Annotated in this window: 2 protein-coding genes (1 of these 2 running past the window's edge); both read right to left on the minus strand. The window is 70.6% G+C overall.

Translation table 11 applies throughout. The features are described from left to right. Nucleotides 1–56, minus strand: the start of a protein-coding gene (locus tag AS97_RS46845; protein WP_247204233.1) for a type I polyketide synthase. The gene continues 33,409 nt to the left of window position 1, outside the view; the window shows 56 of its 33,465 coding nt (coding positions 1–56); it begins with the start codon at nt 54–56; its stop codon lies off the left edge, out of view. After that, a complete protein-coding gene (locus tag AS97_RS46850; RefSeq protein WP_247204234.1) occupies nt 53–21,364 on the minus strand; it encodes a type I polyketide synthase in 21,312 nt (7,103 codons plus the stop codon). Before AS97_RS46850 ends, AS97_RS46845 begins: the two co-directional genes overlap by 4 nt. Nucleotides 21,365–21,401 lie beyond the last annotated feature (37 nt).

The raw sequence follows: 21,401 nt of genomic DNA on the forward strand, positions 1-21,401 counted from the left end.
TTCGACATCCCCGTGCCAGTCCCCTCGATCCCCGATCGGACGTTCTCGCTGCTCATGACCCATCGAGTTCCTGGTCGATGATTCCGAACATGTCGTCGAGCGAGGCCGATTCCAGGTCTCCCTCAGCGTTGCTCGACCGCTCCGGACGGTGCAGGTCGGCCCACATCGAAACGATGGTCTCCATCCGCGAGGACAACTGCTCGCGCATGGTGTCGTCCTCCGCCATCACCGAAATCATGGCGGCGACCTTGTCCAGCTCCCTGAGCCGGGCCGCGACCGGGTCGGCGGTCTCCGGCGCAACCTCGGCGAGCACGTGGTCCGCCAGCGCCGCCGGGGTCGGATAATCGAAGATCGCGGTCGCGGCCAGCCTGATTCCGGTGGTGGCACCCAGCCGGTTGCGCAGCTCCACCGCGGTCAGCGAGTCGAAGCCGATCTCCTGGAAGGTCCGCGCCGGATCGATCGCCGACGCGTCCGGGTGCCGCAGCACCGCGGCCACCTGCCCCCGTACCAGCGCCAGTACGGTCTGGCTCCGTTCCGCGTCCGCCATCTCGGCCAGGCTGTGCCGGAGCGCCACCCCACCGTCACCGGCCTCGGCGGCCCGGCGCGGCGGGGTCGGTGCCAGCACGCTCAGCACGGGCGGCACCGTGCCGGTGGCCACCACCGCCCGCAGGTGCAGCGGGGTGGCCACGAGAGTGGCTTCGCCACTCCGGCATGCGGTGTCGAACAGCTCGAGACCACGCTCGTCGGACAGGGGAACGGCGCCCGTGCGGGCCATCCGGGCCACGTCCTCCTCCGACAGGTGTGCGGTCAGGCCACTGCGCTGCTGCCACAGGCCCCACGCCACCGACACCGCGGTGAGTCCCTGGGCCCGTCGGTGGGTGGCCAGGGCATCGAGGAAGGCGTTGGCCGCGGCGTAGTTGCCCTGCCCGGCGCTGCCCAGCACTCCGGTGGCGGAGGAGAACAGCACAAACGCGTCCAGGTCCAGCCGACGTGTCAGCTCATGCAGGTGCCATGCCGCGTTCGCCTTCGGCCGGAGGACGGTCTCCATGCGTTCGGCCGTCATCGAGCCGATGACACCGTCGTCCAGCACCCCGGCGGTGTGAACGACGGCGCGCAGCGCCGGAATAGTGGCAAGCAGCGCGGTCAGCTGGGCCCGATCGGCCACATCACAGGCGGCGATGCGGATCCGGGCACCGAGCGCCTCCAGTTCGGCGGCCAGGTCCGCGGCGCCGGCCGCCGTGGCACCGCCGCGGCTGGCCAACACCAGGTCACTCGCGCCATGGGCGGTCACCAGGTGGCGTGCGACGAGACCGCCGAGGGTCCCCGTCCCGCCGGTGATCAGTACGGTGCCGGTGTCCCAGGCGGGGGCCTTTCCGACCGGTCCGGGCGCCTTGACCAGTCTGGGCACCAGTACCGTCCCGGTCCGAATGGCCGCTTCGGGTTCCCCTATCGCGAGCACCGAGGGCAGAACCCCAAGGTCCGAATCGTCGTGGTCGATCACGACGAGCCGGTCGGGGTTCTCCTGCTGTGCCGTGCGCAGGAGCCCCCGTACGGAGGCTGCCGCCAGATCCTCCACGTCGTCTCCGGTGGATGTGGCCACCGCGCGGCGGGTGAGCACCACCAGACGGGTGTCGGTGAATCGCGCGTCGGCGAGCCAGTCCCGCACCACTCCCAGCACTCGGCGCAGGGCGGACGAGATCGCTTCGGGGGCCGGACCGTCATCCGACTCGGGCAGACACGGCAGGACCAGCACATCTGGCACCTGGCCGACGGAGGCAAGGTCCCGATGGCGTTGCGGTGGCACACCGGCCGTGGTCAGCGCGGCGCTCAGCCGCGGCTCGTCGTGGCCGGCCAGCAGTGCCCAGGACAGAGCCTGCGAGCCGACGGTCCCCGTGGGGAGGGGAAGCTCCTTCCAGTCCAGCCGGAACAGCGCATCGCTCCGGCCGCCACCGGCCACTTCGAGCAGCCGGCTCTCCGCCACCGGCCGCATCGCCAGCGTGTCGACGGACAGCACGGGAGCCCCGGTGGTGTCCGCCATCCGGATGGCCACCGTATCCGGACCCGCCGCACTGATCGACACCCGGACGGTGGTCGCACCCACCGCGTGCAGGGTCACCCCGCTCCAGGAGAAGGGGAGGTGGGCCTGACCCGGCTCGCTCACGAAAGCGCCCAGGCCGATGCCCTGCAGAGCCGCGTCCAGCAACGCGGGATGCACGCCGCATCGGGCGGCGTCGCCCGCCACCTGCTCGGGCAACGCGACGTCCAGGAACACCTCGCCGTCACGGATCCATGCCGCCCGCAGACCGTGGAAGGCGGGGCCGTACTGATAGCCCCGCTCGGCCATCGCCGGGTACAGCTCGGTGACGTCGACCTGTTGGGCATCGGCCGGCGGCCAGACCGACAGGTTCGCGGGCGGATCGCCATGCTCGCCCGCGCGCAGCGTGCCGCCGGCGTGACGTACCCAGTCGCCCTCGCGGCGGGAGAACACCGTAAGGGGGCGGTTTCCGAGGTGGTCCGGGCCGCCGACCGACACCTGAAGCTGCACGGTCTCCTGGTCGGGCACGACGAGCGGCTCATGCAGCGTCAGCTCTTCCAGCGTGTCGCAGCCGAACCGCGCCCCCGCCTGCAATGCGAGCTCCACGAACGCGGTGCCCGGAAGAAGCACCATGCCGAGGACGGCGTGATCGGCCAGCCAGGGCTGCCCGGCCAGCGACAGCACACCGGTCAGCACACAGCCGTCCGCGTCCGGAAGCGGCACCGCCGCGCCCAGCAACGGATGGTCAACAGCTCCCAGGCCCAATCCGGATGCGTCGCCGGTGCGTGTGGATGGCGTCAGCCAGAACCGCTCACGCTGGAAGGCATACGTGGGCAAGTCGACGTGTCGAGCACCGGTGCCGGCGAAAACGGCCTGCCAGTTGACCTCGACGCCGTGGACGGACACCTCGGCCAGTGACGTCAGGAACCGATCCACGCCTCCCTCGTCACGGCGGAGGGAACCGGTGGCCGCGATGGCGGTGCCCGTCGCATCGGCTGTGTCCTGGACGCCGATGGTCAGCACCGGATGCGGGCTCGCCTCGACGAACACCGTGTGACCCTGGCGGACGAGGGTCTCAACGGTGCCCTGGAACTCCACGGTCTCCCGCAGATTCCGGTACCAGTACCCCGCATCCAGCTCCGCGGTATCCATCAGCCGCCCGGTCACCGTCGAATAAAACGGCACCCGCCCACTACACGGCTCCACCCCCGCCAGAGCCTCCGCCAGCTCCCCCCGGACCTCCTCCACCTGCACCGAATGCGACGCGTAATCCACCGGAATCCGCTTCGCCTCCGGGAACTCCACCAACACCGCATCCAGCACCTCAACCGACCCGGACACCACCGTCGAGCCCGGACCATTCACCGCCGCCACAGACAACCCGGGACGGTCACGAAGCCGGTCCGCGGACACCGGAACGGACACCATCCCACCCCGACCCGACAAAGCCAGCAACGCCTTGCTGCGCAAGGCCACCACCCGCGCACCATCCTCCAGCGACAGACCACCCGCCACACACGCCGCCGCGATCTCACCCTGCGAATGCCCCACCACCGCCGACGGCACCACACCAAACGAACCCCACAACTCCGCCAACGACACCATCACCGCCCACAACACCGGCTGCACCACATCGACACGACCCAACGCCGCCTCATCACCCAACACATCCCACAGCGACCACTCAGCGAACGGAGCCAGCGCATCCGCACATTCACGCATCCGCCCCGCGAACACCGGCGAGGACTCCATCAACTCCAACGCCATCCCGGCCCACTGCGACCCCTGACCCGGGAAGACGAACACCACCTCGCGACCGGGCTGGGCAGCTCCGCCGATCTCGATGGCGTCCAGCTCGCGCAGCAGCTCCGCGCGGTCCGCGCCCACGACAACCGCCCGATGCGACAGGGCCGCGCGGGTCGCGACCAGGGACCATCCCACATCCACGGGATCGAGCTCGGGGTTTTGCCGCACGAAGGATGCCAACCGCTGCGCCTGCGCCCGTAGCCCGGCCGCCCCAGCCCCCGACAGCACCCACGGCACCGCGGGCAGCCCCGCCCGGCCGGTGTCCGGCTCACCACTCTCGTCGAGCTCCGGTGCCTGTTCGAGAATCACATGGGCGTTGGTGCCGCTCACTCCGAACGCGGACACCCCGGCGCGGCGTGGACGGTCCTGGTCGTCGGGCCACATGGTCTGCTCGGTCAGCAGTTCCATGGCTCCGGCATTCCAGTCGACGTGCGGGGAGGGCTCATCGACGTGCAGGGTTCGTGGCAGCACACCGTTGCGCAGGGCCAGAACCATTTTGATGAGTCCGGCGGCACCCGCGGCCGCCTGGGTGTGTCCGATGTTGGACTTCACCGAGCCCAGCAGCAGCGGCCGCTCCGGGTCCCGGTCCTGACCGTAAGTGGCCAACAACGCCTGCGCCTCGATCGGATCACCCAGTGTCGTCCCCGTACCGTGCGCCTCCACCGCATCCACATCCGCCGCCGACAAACGGGCATTCGCCAGCGCCTGCCGGATCACCCGCTGCTGCGACGGACCATTCGGCGCCGTCAACCCATTCGACGCACCGTCTTGGTTGACGGCGGAACCACGCACCACCGCCAGCACCCGGTGGCCGTTCCGCTCGGCATCGGACAGCCGCTCCAGGACGAGCACCCCGGCTCCTTCTGCGAATCCGGTGCCGTCGGCGGCGGCGGCGAATGCCTTGCACCGCCCGTCCGGTGCGAGTCCGCGCTGGCGGGAGAACTCGACCAGCAGGTCCGGTGTCGTCATCACGGCCACGCCACCCGCCAGCGCCAGTGTGCTTTCGCCACGGCGCAGGGACTCGCAGGCCCAGTGCACGCTGACCAGCGAGGAGGAGCACGCGGTGTCCACGGTGACGGCGGGGCCCTCGAGGCCGAGGGTGTAGGCAACGCGGCCGGAGATCACGGAGGTGGAGTTCCCGGTGAGCAGGTATCCCTCGGAGCCGTCCGGAGTGGCGGCCTGGCCCGCGCCGTACGTCGTCGAAGCCGCCCCCGCGAACACCCCGGTACGAGTGCCCTTCAGAGTGAGGGGATCGATACCGGCGCGTTCGAAGGCTTCCCAGCACGCCTCGAGCCATAGACGTTGCTGAGGATCGGCGGCCAGCGCCTCTCGGGGGGAGATGGTGAAGAATCCCGCATCGAAGTCCGCCGCGTTCTCGAGGAAGCCTCCGGTCCTGGCGTAGGTCGTGCCGGGCCGACTCCGGTCCTGGTCGTAGAGCGCGTCAAGGTCCCAGCCACGGTCGGCCGGGAGCTCCGATATCGCGTCCGCGCCGCTGTCCAACAGCCGCCACAGCGACTCCGGGGAGTCCACACCGCCCGGGAGCCGACAGCTCATGCCGACGATGGCGATCGGCTCGTCGGCCGGGTGCGCAACCGTAGGTGCCGGTGCGGACACCACCCCATCAGTGGAGCCGAACAGCTCGGCGTCGAGATGGCGGGCGAGCGCGGCCGGAGTGGGATGGTCGAAGATCAAGGTGGCCTGCAACCGTCGTCCGGTCGCCGTGCGCAGCCTGTTGCGCAGTTCCACGGCGGAGAGCGAGTCGAAGCCGAGTTCCTTGAACGGCCGCTGCGGGGTCACCGATTCCGGGCCGCCGTGGCCGAGCACGGCCGCCGCCTGCCGGCGGACCAGGTCGAGCAGAGCGTCGAGGCGTTCGTCCTCCGCCAGCTCCGCGAGACCGTCGTACCCACCGTTGTCCACCCCGTCGCCCGGGCACGGAAGGGCGCGGGCGAGCGGAGTGCGCACGAGGCCGCGCAGCAGGGCGGGCACCGGCTCGGTGGCCGGTGAGGACGGTTCGTACCGCATCGGCACCAGCAGGGTGTCGCCAGTCGCCAGGGCGGCGTCGAAGAGGGCCAGCCCCTCATCGGTGGACAGCGGGCGGACGCCGGATCGGGCGAACCGGTCGGTGGTCAGGTGTTCGGTCAGCCCGCTGCGCTGCTCCCAGAAGCCCCAGGCCAGCGAGGTCGCGGGCAGTCCCTGTGCCCGGCGGTGTGCGGCCAGCGCGTCCAGGAAGGTGTTGGCCGCCGCGTAATTGCCCTGCCCCGGGCCGCCGAGCACCCCGGCCGCCGAGGAGAACAACACGAACTCGGCCAGGTCCCGGTCCCGGGTCAGTTCATGCAGATGCCACGCGGCGTCCGCCTTGGGGCGCAGCACCGTCCGCAGCCGATCGGGGGTGAGTGACCCGATCACAGCATCGTCGAGGACACCGGCCGTGTGCACCACGCCCCGCAGATTCGGTAGCGAGTCGACCAATGCGGCGGTGGCGTCCCGGTCCGACACATCGCATGCGGCCACGCGCACGCGCGTCCCGGCGGCTTCCAGGTCGGCGACCAGCTCCGCCACGTTCGGAGCGGTGTTACCACGACGGGCGGCCAGCACCAGATCCGTCACCCCGTGCTCGCGCACCAGATGGCGAGCCACCAGCCCGCCCAGCGTCCCGGTGCCGCCGGTGATCAGTACGGTGCCGCCGGAGAGCGGTCGGGGGATGGTGAGGGCCAGCTTGCCGATGTGCCGCGCCTGGGAGAGACGGCGGAAGGCATCATCCGCCTGACGTACGTCCTGGACCCGCAGTGGCAACGGGGTGAACACGCCCTGTTGGAACAGGGAGAGCAGTTCGGTGAGCAGCCGGTGGATCCGGTCGGGGCCGGCATCGAGCAGTTCAAAGGCCCGGTACGACACGCCGTGGCGCGCCAGCACCTCCTCGGCGTCCCGGAGATCGGTCCTGCCCATCTCGATCAGCCGCCCGCCGGGGCGCAGCAGTCCGAGTGAGGAGTCGAGGAGTTCGCCGGTCAGCGAGTTGAGTACGACATCCACTCCGCCCGGTGCGCCCGAGCGGAAGTGTTCCGCGAACTCCGTCGAGCGGGAGGACGCGATCCGCTGCGGGGCGACACCGCATGCACGCACCGCATCCCATTTGGCCGGGCTCGCGGTGGCGAACACTTCGGCGCCCAGCCAGTGGGCCACCTGCACTGCCGCCATCCCGACGCCACCGGCCGCCGCGTGCACCAGCACCGACTCACCGCCGCGTACATCGGCCAGATCGACCAACGCGTACATCGCGGTGAGGAAGGCGATCGGGGTGGCGGCGGCCCGCGGAAAGGACCAGTCGGCCGGGACCGGGGCCACCAGCCGGTGATCGGTGATCGCCACCGGCCCGAAGGCCCCGGAGAACAGACCCATCACCCGGTCTCCGGGTGCCATTCCGATCACTCCGGAGCCGATCTCCAGCACCGTTCCGGCGCCTTCGCTGCCCAGTAGACCAGCCTTGTCCGGGTACATCCCCAAGGCCAGGAGGACGTCACGGAAGTTGACTCCGGCCGCGTGCATGGCCACCCGGACCTCGCCCGCGGCCAGTGGCCTGGACACCTCCGCGCAGGGCGCGAGGACCAGCTGCTCCAAGGTGCCCTCGCCGTCGGCCTCCAGCCGCCAGGTGTCCGTTTTCGCCGGGATCGGCAACGCCGGCGAGGTGGCCCGTACCAGCCTGGGGACGAGGGCCTTTCCGGCCCGGATGGCCACCTGCGGTTCGTCGGTGGTGAGCAGTGCCGGAAGCGCGGGCCCTGCGGACAGATCCTCGTCCGCCGTGTCCACGAGCACGAAGCGGCCGGGGTTCTCGGTCTGCGCGGTGCGTATGAGGCCCCAGACCGCGGCGGCGGCGAGGCTCTCCGGATTCTCACCGGCCATGGTCGCCACCGCGCCCCGCGTCACCACGACAAGGCGGGCGTCCGCGAACCGGTCGTCCGCCAGCCACGCCTGCGCGACCTCGAGGACGCGGCTGCTGAGCGCGTACACACCCGCCGGGCCCTCCTCAGTGGCGGAATGCCTGAACACCACCGCCCCTGCTTGGGACTGGACCGTCCCCGGCTCGGCCAGTTGCACCGCGGACTCGATGACGGGGAAGTCCTCCTCGGCCGAGCCGTCGGGCGAGCCGGGCAGGGCCAGTTCGGTCCAGTCCACCCGGAACAGCGCATCGTCGCGGGCATCGCCCAGCCCGCCCTCGGACACCGGGCGCAGGACCAGAGAGTCCGCCGACAGCACCGGTGCCCCCGTGCCGTCCATGACCAGGAGCGAGATGGCGTCCGGGCCGACCGGTGACAGTGCGACCCGCAAGGTGGTGGCACCGACGGCGTGCAGGGTGACACCGGTCCAGGCGAACGGAAGGTGCGGTCGTCCCGGTTCGGTCACGAACGCGCCCAGTCCGGCGCCGTGCAGGGCGGCGTCCAGCAGGGCGGGATGGACACCGAAGCGGCTGGCGTCGCTCGCGGCCGTCTCGTCCAAGGCCACCTCTGCGAACACCTCGTCGCCGCGCCGCCATGCAGTGCGCAGCCCCTGGAAGACGGGTCCGTACGCGTAACCGCGGGTGCTCATCTCCGCGTAGACATCGGTGAGGTCGACCCGTGTGGCGCCCTCCGGCGGCCACACCGTCCGGTCCACGGTGGCCGTATCACCACCGGGGCTGACGCTGCCGGTGGCGTGCCGTATCCAGGCCCGGTCCCGGCCCGGCCTGGAGTACACCGTGACCGACCGGCGACCGCTCTCGTCCGGTCCGCCGACCGCCACCTGGATCTGTACGTCTCGTACGTCTCCGTGCTCGGGCAGCACGAGCGGTGCCTGCAGGGTCAGCTCGTCCAGCATCCGGCAGTCCACGTGCAACCCCGCCTGTACGGCCAGTTCCACGAATGCCGTGCCCGGCAGCAACACCTTGTCCAGCACGGCGTGATCGCGCAGCCAGGGGTGAGTGGCCGTGGAGAGCGAGCCGGTCAGCACGCAGCCGCCGGATTCGGGCAGGGGCACCACCGCGCTCACCAAGGGGTGATCGAGACCGACAAGGCCCGCGCCCCCGACATCGGTCGCGCCGCGCACCGGATCCAGCCAGAACCACTCATGCTGGAAGGCATAGGTCGGGAGATCGATCCTCCGCGCCCCGGCCTCGGTGAACAGCGGCTGCCAGTCCACCCGCACACCCTCGGTGAACAGTCGGCCGACGGTGCTGAGGAAGCGGGCGGGCCCGCCGTCGTCGCGGCGCAGCGATCCGGTGGTGATGATGGGGGTGTCGGTGGCGTCGGCGGTGTCCTGGACGCCGATGGTCAGCACCGGATGCGGACTGGCCTCCACGAACACCGTGTGACCGAGCTCCAGCAGCCCCTCGATCGTGGACCGGAACTCCACGGTCTCGCGCAGATTCCGGTACCAATACCCCGCATCCAACTCCGCGGTATCCATCACCCGCCCGGTCACCGTCGAATAAAACGGCACCCGCCCACTACACGGCTCCACCCCCGCCAGAGCCTCCGCCAGCTCCCCCCGGACCTCCTCCACCTGCACCGAATGCGACGCGTAATCCACCGGAATCCGCTTCGCCTCCGGGAACTCCACCAACACCGCATCCAGCACCTCAACCGACCCGGACACCACCGTCGAGCCCGGACCATTCACCGCCGCCACCGACAACCCGGGACGGTCACGAAGCCGGTCCGCAGACACCGGGACAGACACCATCCCACCCCGACCCGACAAGGCCAGCAACGCCTTACTCCGCAACACCACCACCCGCGCACCATCCTCCAGCGACAGACCACCCGCCACACACGCCGCCGCGATCTCACCCTGCGAATGCCCCACCACCGCCGACGGCACCACACCAAACGAACGCCACAACTCCGCCAACGACACCATCACCGCCCACAACACCGGCTGCACCACATCCACCCGACCCAACGCCACCTCATCACCCAACACATCCCACAACGACCACTCAACGAACGGAGCCAGCGCATCCGCACATTCACGCATCCGCCCCGCGAACACCGGCGAGGACTCCATCAACTCCAACGCCATCCCCACCCACTGCGACCCCTGACCCGGGAAGACGAACACCACTCCGGTGGGCGATCCGGCCTCGCCGATCGCGGCGCTGCCACTGGCCACGGCCGCAAGCTCACGGAGGAGGTCATCGCGGTCGGCGCCGACGGCTACGGCACGGTGTGGCAGGGCGGCGCGGGTCGACGCCAGCGACCAGCCGACATCCACCGGACTCAGGTCCGGCCGGTCGCCGACAAAGGCCATGAGGCGCTCGGCTTGTGCGCGGACACCGGACTCGCTCGCACCCGACACCACCCACGGCACGACCGCCGATCCGTCGCGTTCCGACGAGAGCTCGGGCTCGGCGACCGGTTCGGGAGCCTGCTCCAAAATCACATGCGCGTTCGTGCCACTCACTCCGAAGGCCGACACTCCGGCACGGCGGGGCCGTGCGGTCTCCGGCCACGCAGTCCGCGCGCTCAGGAGTTTCACCGCGCCGGTGGACCAGTCCACATGGGGTGTCGGCTCATCGATGTGGAGGCTCTGTGGCAGCACACCGTGGCGCATCGCCATCACCATCTTGATCACACCGGCCACACCCGCCGCCGCCTGCGTATGACCAATATTCGACTTGATCGAGCCCAGCAGCACCGGCCGCTCCGGATCCCGATCCTGACCGTAGGTGGCCAACAGGGCCTGCGCCTCGATCGGATCACCCAGCGTCGTCCCCGTACCGTGCGCCTCCACCGCATCCACATCCAGCGTGGACAAACGGGCGTTCGCCAGCGCTTGGCGGATCACTCGCTGCTGCGAGGGACCGTTGGGCGCCGTCAGCCCATTTGACGCACCGTCCTGGTTCACCGCCGAACCCCGCACCACCGCGAGGATCGGATGCCCATGGCGCTCGGCATCGGACAGCCGCTCCACCACCAGCATTCCGGCACCCTCACCCCAGCCGGTGCCGTCCGCCGCCGCCGCGAACGCCTTGCAGCGTCCATCGGCCGCCAGTGCGCGCTGGCGGGAGAATTCCACGAAGATGCCGGCGGTCGTCATGACGCTCGCGCCACCCGCCAGGGCCAGCGAGCACTCGCCGGACCGCAGGGCCCGTACCGCCAGGTGCAGGGCCACCAGCGACGACGAACACGCCGTGTCCACGGTCAGCGCGGGACCTTCGAGACCGAGGACGTAGGAGACCCGGCCGGACATGACCGATGCCGAGTTGCCCGTGCCCACCCGGCCCTCGAAGTCGCCCGTCTCGTCCGCCTTCAGCAGGGCCGCGTAGTCCTGGCCGTTCGTCCCTGTGAACACGCCGGTCTCGCTGCCCCTCAGCGTCGTGGGATCGATGCCGGCCCGCTCCAGCGCTTCCCACGACACCTCGAGCAGCAGCCGCTGTTGCGGGTCCATCGCCACCGCTTCACGCGGGGAGATCCCGAAGAATTCGGCGTCGAACGCACCGGCTCCGGCGACGAACGCGGCCGCTCGGGTGGAGGAGGTGCCCCGGTGGTCGGGGTCCGGGTGGAACAGGTTCGCGGTGTCCCAGCCCCGGTTCTCGGGGAACGGGCCGATGGCGTCGCAGCCGTCGGCGAGCAGCCGCCACAAATCCTCGGGAGACATCACATCCCCCGGGAATCGGCAGCTCATCCCCACGATCGCGATGGGCTCGTCGTCCACCGCGCCGATCGCCTGGACCGGGAGGGCTGGGGCCGAGCGGTCCTGGCCACCGTGCAGCAGTTCGCCGCGGAGGTACTCCGCCATCGCCAGCGGGGTGGGCTGGTCGTACGTCAGGGTGGCCGGCAGCCGGAGGCCGGTGGCCCGGTTGAGCCGGTTGCGCAGTTCGACCGCGGTGACCGAGTCGAAGCCGCTCTCCTGGAAGGCCCGGCCGGGGTCGATCGCGTCCGGGCCGGTGTGCCCGAGTACGACCGCGACATGGCGCCGGACCAAGTCCAGCACCGCACGATCCCGGTCGGCATCGGCCATCCCGGCGATCCGCTCCGCGAATTCCGAGCGCTCGTGGCCGGGATCGGTGCTCTCCTGACCGACTCCGGCGTCGATCAGCGCACGCACCTCGGGGAGTTCGGACAGCAGCGGACTGGGGCGCGTCGCGGTGAAGGCGACATAGTGCCGGTCCCAGTCGATCTCGGCCACCGTGACGACGGTGTCGTCCTGCTCGACGGCGCGGGCCATGGCCGCGACCGCCATCTCCGGCACCATCTCCGGTACGCCGTGGCGGCGGGCCACTTCGCCCACCCCGCCCTCGCCCATGCCGTCGCCGGCCCACAGACCCCAGGCGATGGAGGTGGCGACCAGGCCCTCGGCCCGGCGCTGCTCGGCCAGCGTGTCCACGAAGACGTGGCCGGGCGCGTAGTTGCCCTGTCCGGGTGCGCCCAGTGTGCCCGACAGCGAGGAGAAGAGGACGAAGGCGGACAGGTCCATGTCCCGGGTCAGTTCGTGCAGATGCACCGCGCCGTCGGTCTTCACGTGCAGCACTCGCTGGAGTTGCTCGGTGGTGAGCGAGTTCAGGGTGCCGTCATCGAGCACCGCCGCGGTGTGCACCACCGCGGTCAGCGGTCCGACCTCGGCCAGCAGCTCGGCCAGGGCGTCCCGGTCCCCGACGTCACACGCCGCCACCGTCACCCGGGCGCCGAGCGCCTCCAGTTCTCCGGCCAGCCGCTCGGCGCCCGGCGCGGCCATGCCCCGACGGCTGGTCAGCACCACATGTTCGGCGCCCCGGCCGGCCAGCCACCGGGCAACATGGCCGCCCAACGCTCCGGTGCCGCCGGTGACCAGTACGGTGCCGCGAGGTTGCCAGGCCCCGCCGCGCTCGCGGGCCGGCGCATGCGCCAGCCTCCGGCCGAAGAGCCCACTCGGGCGGATCGCCACCTGATCCTCGCCCGAAGTGCCGGCCAGCACACCGGCCAAGTAGTCCTGGGTGCGCGGGTCCACGCCCTCCGGCAGATCGATCAAACCGCCCCAGCGCAGCGGCTGTTCCAGGGCGATCACCTTGCCGAGGCCCCAAGCCAGGGCCTGCTTTCGGCGGACGGCCAGGGCGCCTTCGCCACCGGTTTTGGCATTGCTTTGGGCACCGCTATGGGCATCACTTTGGGCACCGCCATCGACGCCGTAGCCGTAGCCGAGCGAGACGCCACGCTGGGTGAGGCACCACATCGGCGCTTCCAGACCGGCGTCTCCGAGCGCCTGCGATAGCAACAGCGTCATCGCGTACCCCTGGGGGACCGAGGGATACGCGGGGTGCGCGCTTTCGTCCAGCGCGGTCAGCGACACCACACCGCTGATCCGAGGGGTGTCGGCCAGGACGGTGCCCAGCCGGTCGGCCAGCGTGGCACGGTCCAGTTCGGGCTCGCCGAGAACCACCATGAGGGGCTCGGCACCGTGCCGGATCAGCGCACCGGTCACCCCCGCGACCCACTCGTGCTCGGCCTTCGCATGGGAGACCACGACCAGCCAGGTGCCGGCAGGCGACGTGGCAGGTGCGGTGAGCGGCTTCCAGCGGACCTTGTACCGCCATGAGTCGATGGTGGAGACATCACGGCGTTCGCGCCGCCACTGGGACAGGGCAGGCACCACTTCGCGCAGCGACTGCCCGTCGACGCGCAGCGCCCCGGCGAGCGACTCGAGGTCCTCACGCTCGACGGTGTCCCAGAAGTCCGTGTCGACCGTGCCGGCGGAGGTCTCGGGCGGGGTGGCGTCGAGCCAGTAGCGCTCCCGCTGGAAGGCGTATGTCGGCAGGTCCACCCGGCGAGCGCCGGAGAACAGCGGCAGCCAGTCGACCTCGACGCCATGTGCGTACGCCTCGGCCAACGCGCCGAGGAAGCGGACGAGGCCACCGTCGTCCCGGCGCAGTGAGGCCAGGACGAGTCCGCCGTACGCGCCCGCGTCGTCGAGCGTTTCGCGCAGGCCCGTGGTCAGGACCGGGTGGGGGCTGATTTCGATGAACGTGTGGTGGCCGCCCTCCAGCGCCGAACGGGTGACCTGCTCGAGCTCCACGGTCTCGCGCAGATTGCGATACCAGTAGTCCGCGTCCAGTTGCGCGGTGTCGATGGGCCGTCCGGTCACCGTGGAGTGGAAGGAGGTCGTTCCGGTGCGCGGCTCGATGGACGCCAGGACCTTCAGCAGTTCATCACGGATCCCGTCGATCTGGGGCGAGTGGGAGGCGTAGTCCACCGGAATCCGCTTGGCCTCCGGGAATTCCGCCAGCACCGCGTCCAGCACGTCGACCGCACCGGACACCACCGTCGTCGCGGGGCCGTTCACCGCCGCCACCGACAGCCCGGGGCGGTCCCGCAGCCGGTCGGCACGCACCGGGACGGACACCATTCCGCCCCGGCCCGACAAGGCGAGCAGCGCCTTGCTCCGCAGCACCACCACCCGCGCCCCATCGGCCAAGGTCAGACCACCCGCCACACACGCCGCCGCGATCTCGCCCTGCGAATGGCCCACCACCGCCGACGGCACCACACCGTACGAACGCCACAGCTCCGCCAGGGACACCATCACCGCCCACAGCACCGGCTGCACCACATCGACGCGAGCCAGCGCCCGCTCATCCGCCAGCACATCCGACAGCGACCACTCCACCAACGGAGCCAACGCATCGGCGCACTCGCCCATCCGCCCCGCGAACACCGGCGAGGACTCCATCAACTCCAGCGCCATCCCGGCCCACTGCGACCCCTGACCCGGGAAGACGAACACCACCGAGCGTCCCGGCTCGGCCGCGTCCGCTGCCTCCACCACACCCGGTGCCGGTTCGTCGTGTGCCAGGGCCGTCAGCCCGGCCAGCAGTGCGGTGTGATCGCCGCCGAGCACCACCGCTCGATGTTCCAGCACCGCGCGGCTGGTGAACAGCGAGAAACCGATGTCCGCCACGCTCCCGTCAGGGTGGCTCATCAGGTGGGTGCGCAGTCGTTCCGCCTGTGCGCGAATGGCACGCCGGTCCCGGCCCGAGATGATCCACGGGACCGCCGCGCCTGGTCCGGCGTCGTCGGGCGCCTCCGCGTCCGTCGGCATCGGCGCCTGCTCGATGATCAGGTGTGCGTTCGTTCCGCTGATGCCGAACGATGAGACTCCGGCGCGGCGGGGCCGCCCGGCCTCCGGCCACGCCGTCTGCTCGCCCAGGAGCCGCACCGCGCCGGTGGACCAGTCCACATGGGGAGTGGGCTCATCGATGTGGAGGCTCTGCGGCAGCACACCGTGGCGCATCGCCATCACCATCTTGATCACACCGGCCACACCCGCCGCCGCCTGCGTATGACCGATATTCGACTTCACCGAACCCAGCAGCAGCGGCCGCTCCGGGTCCCGGTCCTGACCGTAGGTGGCCAACAGGGCCTGCGCCTCGATCGGATCACCCAGCGTCGTCCCCGTACCGTGCGCCTCCACCGCATCCACATCCGCCGTCGACAAACGGGCATTCGCCAGCGCCTGCCGGATCACCCGCTGCTGCGACGGACCATTCGGCGCCGCCAACCCATTCGACGCACCATCCTGATTCACCGCCGAACCCCGCACCACCGCAAGGATGGGGTGCCCATTGCGCCGCGCGTCCGACAGCCGCTCCACCAGGAGCATGCCGATGCCTTCTGCGAAGCCGGTGCCGTCCGCCGCTCCCGCGAACGCCTTGCAGGTGCCGTCCGGAGCGAGTCCACGCTGACGGGAGAATTCGACGAAGACGGTGGGGGTGGACATCACGGTCACGCCACCGGCCAGCGCGAGCGAGCACTCACCGAGGCGCAGCGCCTGTATGGCGAGGTGCAGTGCCACCAGCGACGACGAGCAGGCCGTGTCCACGGTGACCGCCGGGCCTTCGAGTCCGAAGGTGTAGGCCACGCGGCCCGAGGCGACGCCGGCCGCCGCGCCCGTGCCCAGATATCCCTCGACGCCGTCCGGCGTGGTCGACAGGCGGGTGAGGTAGTCGTGGTGCATCACGCCGGTGAACACACCGATGCGCTCGCCCTGGACAGAGGTGGCGGGGATACCCGCGCGCTCGAACACCTCCCATGATGTCTCCAGGAGCAGCCGCTGCTGTGGGTCCATGGCCGCGGCCTCGCGCGGCGAGATACCGAAGAACACGGCGTCGAACTCGGCCGCGTCGTAGACGAATCCACCGCTGCGGGCATACGACGTACCGGGGCGATCCGGGTCCGGATCGTAGAGCCCGTCCAGGTCCCAGCCGCGGTCGGTCGGCAGGACCGATATCGCGTCGCCGCCCGAGCGCACCAGGTCCCACAGCGCTTCCGGTGAGGTGATCCCGCCGGGGTAGCGGCAGCTCATTCCGACGATCACGATCGGATCATCGGCGACGAGGGCGCCCCCGGCCGGTGTGGCGACGGCGCCGCTGTCCGTGCCGAGGACTTCGGCCAGTAGGTGCTCGGCGAGCGCGCGCGGTGTCGGATAGTCGAACACGGCGGTGGCGGGCAGCCGTACGCCGGTGGCTGCGCTGATCCGGTTGCGCAGTTCCACCGCGGTCAGCGAGTCGAAGCCGATCTCCTGGAAGGTCCGCGCGGTGTCGACCGATTCCGTGGACGCGTGGCGCAGCACCGCCGCGATGTGATTGCGCACGAGGTCGAGTACGGCCTGATCCCACTCGGCGCGGTCCACGGCGGCCAGCCGGTGTCCGAGCGCGGAGGCCGAGTCAGGGGCGTCGACCGCCTGGGCAGCGCGCCGGATCCGCGGGCGGACCAGGTCGCGCAGGACGGCGGGCAGGTTGTCGACACCTGCCCATGCCTGCGGGTCCAGCGGTGCGGCCAGCACCATCGCCTCATCGGCGGCGAGCGCCGCGTCAAACAGTTCCAGTGCCTGAGAGGTGGGCATCGGGACCGCGTGGGAACGGGCCAGATCGTCGACCGACAGGTGCTCGGTCTGCTGGCTGCGTTCTTCCCAGAACCCCCACGCGATGGACACCCCCGGCAGCCCCCGCGCCCGCCGATGCGCAGCCAACGCATCCAAAAACCCATTCGCCGCCGCATAACTCCCCTGACCCGCATTCCCCAACACACCCGCCGCCGACGAAAACAACACAAACGCCGACAGATCCAACCCACACGTCACCTCATGCAAATACCAAGCCCCCAACGCCTTCGGCCCCAACACCCCAACCAACCGCCCCCCATCCAAAGAACCAACCACCCCGTCATCCACCACACCCGCCGCATGCACCACCACCCCCAAACCCTCAATCGACCCCACCAACTCCGCCACCGCACCCCGATCCCCCACATCACACGCCACCACCCGCACCCGCGCACCCAACCCCTCCAACTCCCCAACCAAACCCCCAACACCCGGAGCACCCCAACCCCGACGACTCACCAACACCACCTCACCCACCCCATACACCGACACCAAATGACGCGCCACCAAACCACCCAACAACCCCGTCCCACCCGTCACCAACGCCACACCACCACCCACACCCGCCACCACACCACCACCACCCACACCACCACCACTCACACCCACCAACCGCGGCACCCACACCCGCCCCCCACGCACCGCAACCTCCGACTCCCCCAACCCCACCACATCCGGAACCACACCCCCAACACCACCAACAACCACACCCTCATCAACACCCACATCCACCAGCACAAACCGCCCCGGATGCTCCGACTGCGCCGACCGCACCAACCCCCACACCGCACCACCACCCACATCCTCCACACCCTCACCACCCACCGACACCGCACCCCGCGTCACCACCACCAACCGCGAACCCCCAAACCGCTCATCCCCCACCCACAACCGCAAAACCTCCGACACACCCACCACATCAACCCCCGACAACACCACACACCCCGGCACCACCCCACCCGAAGCAACCTCACCCCACTCCACAAACGACCCCACCCCACACACACCCACATCCACCCACTCCACCCGATACAACGCATCGGTCCCGTTCCCACGCCCGTCGTGCAGCTGCTGAGCGGAGACCGGTCGCAGAGCCAGGGAGCGTGCTGACAGGACCGGCGCACCGGTGACGTCCGTGGCCCGGAGGGCGATCGCGTCGCGGCCGGCCGGGGTCAGGGTGACGCGCAGGACCGTCGCACCGACCGCGTGCAACGTGACACCACTCCAGGAGAACGGCACATAGGCCTGGCCGTCGTCGGTGACGAAGTCGCCGAATCGCACCCCATGGAGCGCGGCATCGAGCAGCGCGGGATGGACCGCGCACCGGGCCGCGTCCCCCCTAGTCTCCTGAGGGACGGCCACCTCGACGAAGACCTCGTCTCCCCGCCGCCAGACCTCCCGCAGCCCCTGGAATACCGGGCCATACGCATACCCCCGCTCCGCCAACGCCCCATAAACCCCCTCGACCCCAACCCGCTCCGCACCCACCGGCGGCCACACCTCCACAGCCGACACCTCAGCATCGGCCACCCCCACCACACCCACCGCATGCCGAACCCACTCACCCTCCCGACACGAAAACACCGACACCGAACGGCGACCCCCCTCACCAGAACCACCCACCGAAACCTGAACCTCCACCTCACCCCGCTCCGGAAGCACCAACGGCCCCTCCAACGTCAACTCCTCAACCACCCCACACCCCAACCGCAACCCCGCCTGCAACACCAACTCCACAAACCCCGTCCCCGGCAGCAACACCACACCGGAGAGGGCGTGATCAGCCAGCCAGGAGTGGGTGGCCAGGGACAGTCGACCGGTGAGCAGGCAGCCGCCGGACTCGGGCAGCGCGACCGTGGCCCCGAGGAGGGGGTGGTCGAGCGCGCCCAGTCCCAGCGCGGAGGCGTCACCGTGGCCGGGCCGGGGCGTCAGCCAGTAACGCTCCCGCTGGAACGGGTAGGTCGGCAGTTCCACCCGTCGCGCCTCACCGAAGGCCGCGGGCCAGTCCACCCGTACGCCGTGCACATGCAGCCGCGCCATGGCCGAGAAGAATTGGGCGAGACCGCCCTGGCCACGGCGCAGCGAGCCGGTGACCACAACGGGCTCACCGGAGGCATCCGCCGTGTCCTGGATGCCCATGGTCAGGGCGGGGTGGGTGCTCGATTCCACGAAGACGCGGTGGCCGTCGGAGAACAGTGCCTGGAGCGCGCCCAGGAAGTCGATGGGCTTGCGGGCGTTCCAGAACCAGTAGTCCGCGTCGAGTTCCGTGGTGTCCAGGAGTCCGCCGGTGACCGTGGAGTAGAACGGAACGGTGGACCGGCGGGGCGCCACGTCGGCCAGCAGGGCGAGCAGCCGTTCGCGCAGCGGTTCCACCTGAGGGCCGTGGGACGCCACGGTGGCGGGCACGACGCGGGCACGTACGCCGTCCGCCTCACATGCAGCCACGAACTCCTGGAGACTGTGCGGGTCGCCGGCCACCGTGGCCGCCGCGGGCCCGTTCACCCCGGCCACCGCGAGGCGTTCGCCCCACGGCTCGATCAGGGTGGCCAGTTGTTCCGCCGGCAGGGCGACCGAGGCGATCGCGCCGTTGCCCACCAGCGTTTCGGCGAACAGGCGGCTGCGCAACACCACGACCTTGGCCGCGTCCTCCAGCGACAGCGCCCCGGCCACACAGGCGGCCGCGATCTCGCCCTGGGAGTGGCCGACCACGGCGGAGGGAGTGATCCCGTAGGAAGCCCACAGCTCGGCGAGGGACACCATCACGGTGAACAGAACCGGCTGGACGACCTCGATGAGGTCGAGGGAGGGCGCACCGGGCGCGGATCGCACCACGTCCTCGATGGACCAGTCGAGATGCGTCTCCAGGGCACGGGCGCACTGGGCGAACCGGCGGGCGAAGGCCGGGGAGGAGTCGAGCAGTTCGACGGCCATACCGGCCCACTGCGAGCCCTGTCCCGGAAAGACGAACACCACGCCGGTGTCGGGACCGGCCACTCCCTCCACCACGTTCGGGGCCGGCTCGCCGGCGGCCACCGCGGCAAGGCCGTTCAGCAGTTCCTGCGGGGTGGATCCGATCACCACCGCGCGGTGTGACAGCGCCGAGCGGGTGGTGGCAAGGGTCCATCCGATGTCGCTGGGGTCCGCTTCGGTGGCCACGGTGGCGAGCCGGGCCGCGAACGCGCGCAGACCGGCCTCGCCCTGGCCCGAGAGCACCCAGGGCACCGCCACCGGTTCGGTCCGCGGCGAATCGGTGCGCTCGGCCTCTGGTGCCTGCTCCAGGATCGCGTGGGCGTTGGTGCCGCTCACGCCGAAGGCGGAGACTCCCGCCCTGCGCGGCCGGTCGTTCTCCGGCCATGCAGTCCGCTCCGTGAGCACTCGCACCGCTCCTGCGGACCAGTCCACATGCGGGGTCGGCTCGTCCACGTGCAGGGTGCGCGGCAGCACACCATGCCGCATGGCGAGCACCATCTTGATGACCCCGGCGACACCCGCGGCGGCCTGGGTGTGGCCCAGGTTCGACTTGACCGATCCGAGCCACAACGGCTGGTCCCGATCCTGACCGTAGGTGTCCAGCAGGGCCTGCGCCTCGATCGGGTCCCCGAGCCGGGTGCCGGTGCCGTGCGCCTCCACCACGTCGACATCGCCCGTGGACAACTGGGCGTCGGACAGTGCCGCGCGGATGACCCGGCGCTGGGAGGGCCCGTTGGGCGCGGTCAGCCCGTTCGACGCGCCGTCCTGGTTGGCGGCGGTGCCACGCACCACCGCCAGCACCGGGTGGCCGTGCCGTTCGGCGTCGGACAGCCGCTCCACCAGCAGCATCCCGGCGCCCTCGCCCCAGCCGGTGCCGTCCGCGCCCGCCGCGAACGCCTTGGACCGGCCGTCCGGCGCCAGCCCGCCCTGTTTGGACAGCTCGACGAACGTGTTCGTCGTCGTCATCACCGTGACGCCGCCCGCCAGCGCCAGTTCGCACTCCCCGTTGCGCAGCGCCCGGACGGCCAGATGCAGGGCGATCAGCGAGGAGGAGCACGCGGTGTCCACGGTGACCGTGGGCCCTTCGAGGCCGAAGGCATAGGCCACCCGTCCCGAGAGGACGCTCGCCGCGCTGCCCGTGCCGAGGTGGCCTTGCACATCGTCCCGCGCCGCGCTGAGCAGCGTCGCGTAGTCCTGGCCGTTGGTGCCGATGAACACCCCGGTCAGGCTGCCCCGCACGGCGTCACGGTTGACACCGGCCCGCTCGAACGCCTCCCAGGAAGTCTCCAGCATCAGCCGCTGCTGCGGGTCCATCGCGATGGCCTCTCGGGGGGATATCCCGAAAAGCCCCGCGTCGAAATCGGCGATGCCGTGGAGGAATCCACCGAAGCGGGTCACCGACTTCCCGGCACCGCCCTCGGGGTCGTAGAGACCCGCTGTGTCCCAGCCACGGTCGACCGGAAATTCCGACACCGCGTCGCCACCGTCACGCACCAGGTCCCACAACGCCTCCGGCGTTGCGATGCCACCGGGGAAACGGCAGCTCATGCCGATGATCGCAATGGGCTCGTGGCGCTTCGCCTCGATGTCCTGCAGGCGCTGGCGGGTCTGCCGCAGATCCTTCGTGACCTCTTTGAGGTAATGACGAAGTTTCTCTTCATTCTCCACAGAACGGCCCTCTCAACGCGGTGCTGGACTCACTCGG

The organism is Streptomyces sp. AgN23, assembly GCF_001598115.1.
Taxonomy (GTDB): domain Bacteria; phylum Actinomycetota; class Actinomycetes; order Streptomycetales; family Streptomycetaceae; genus Streptomyces; species Streptomyces antimycoticus.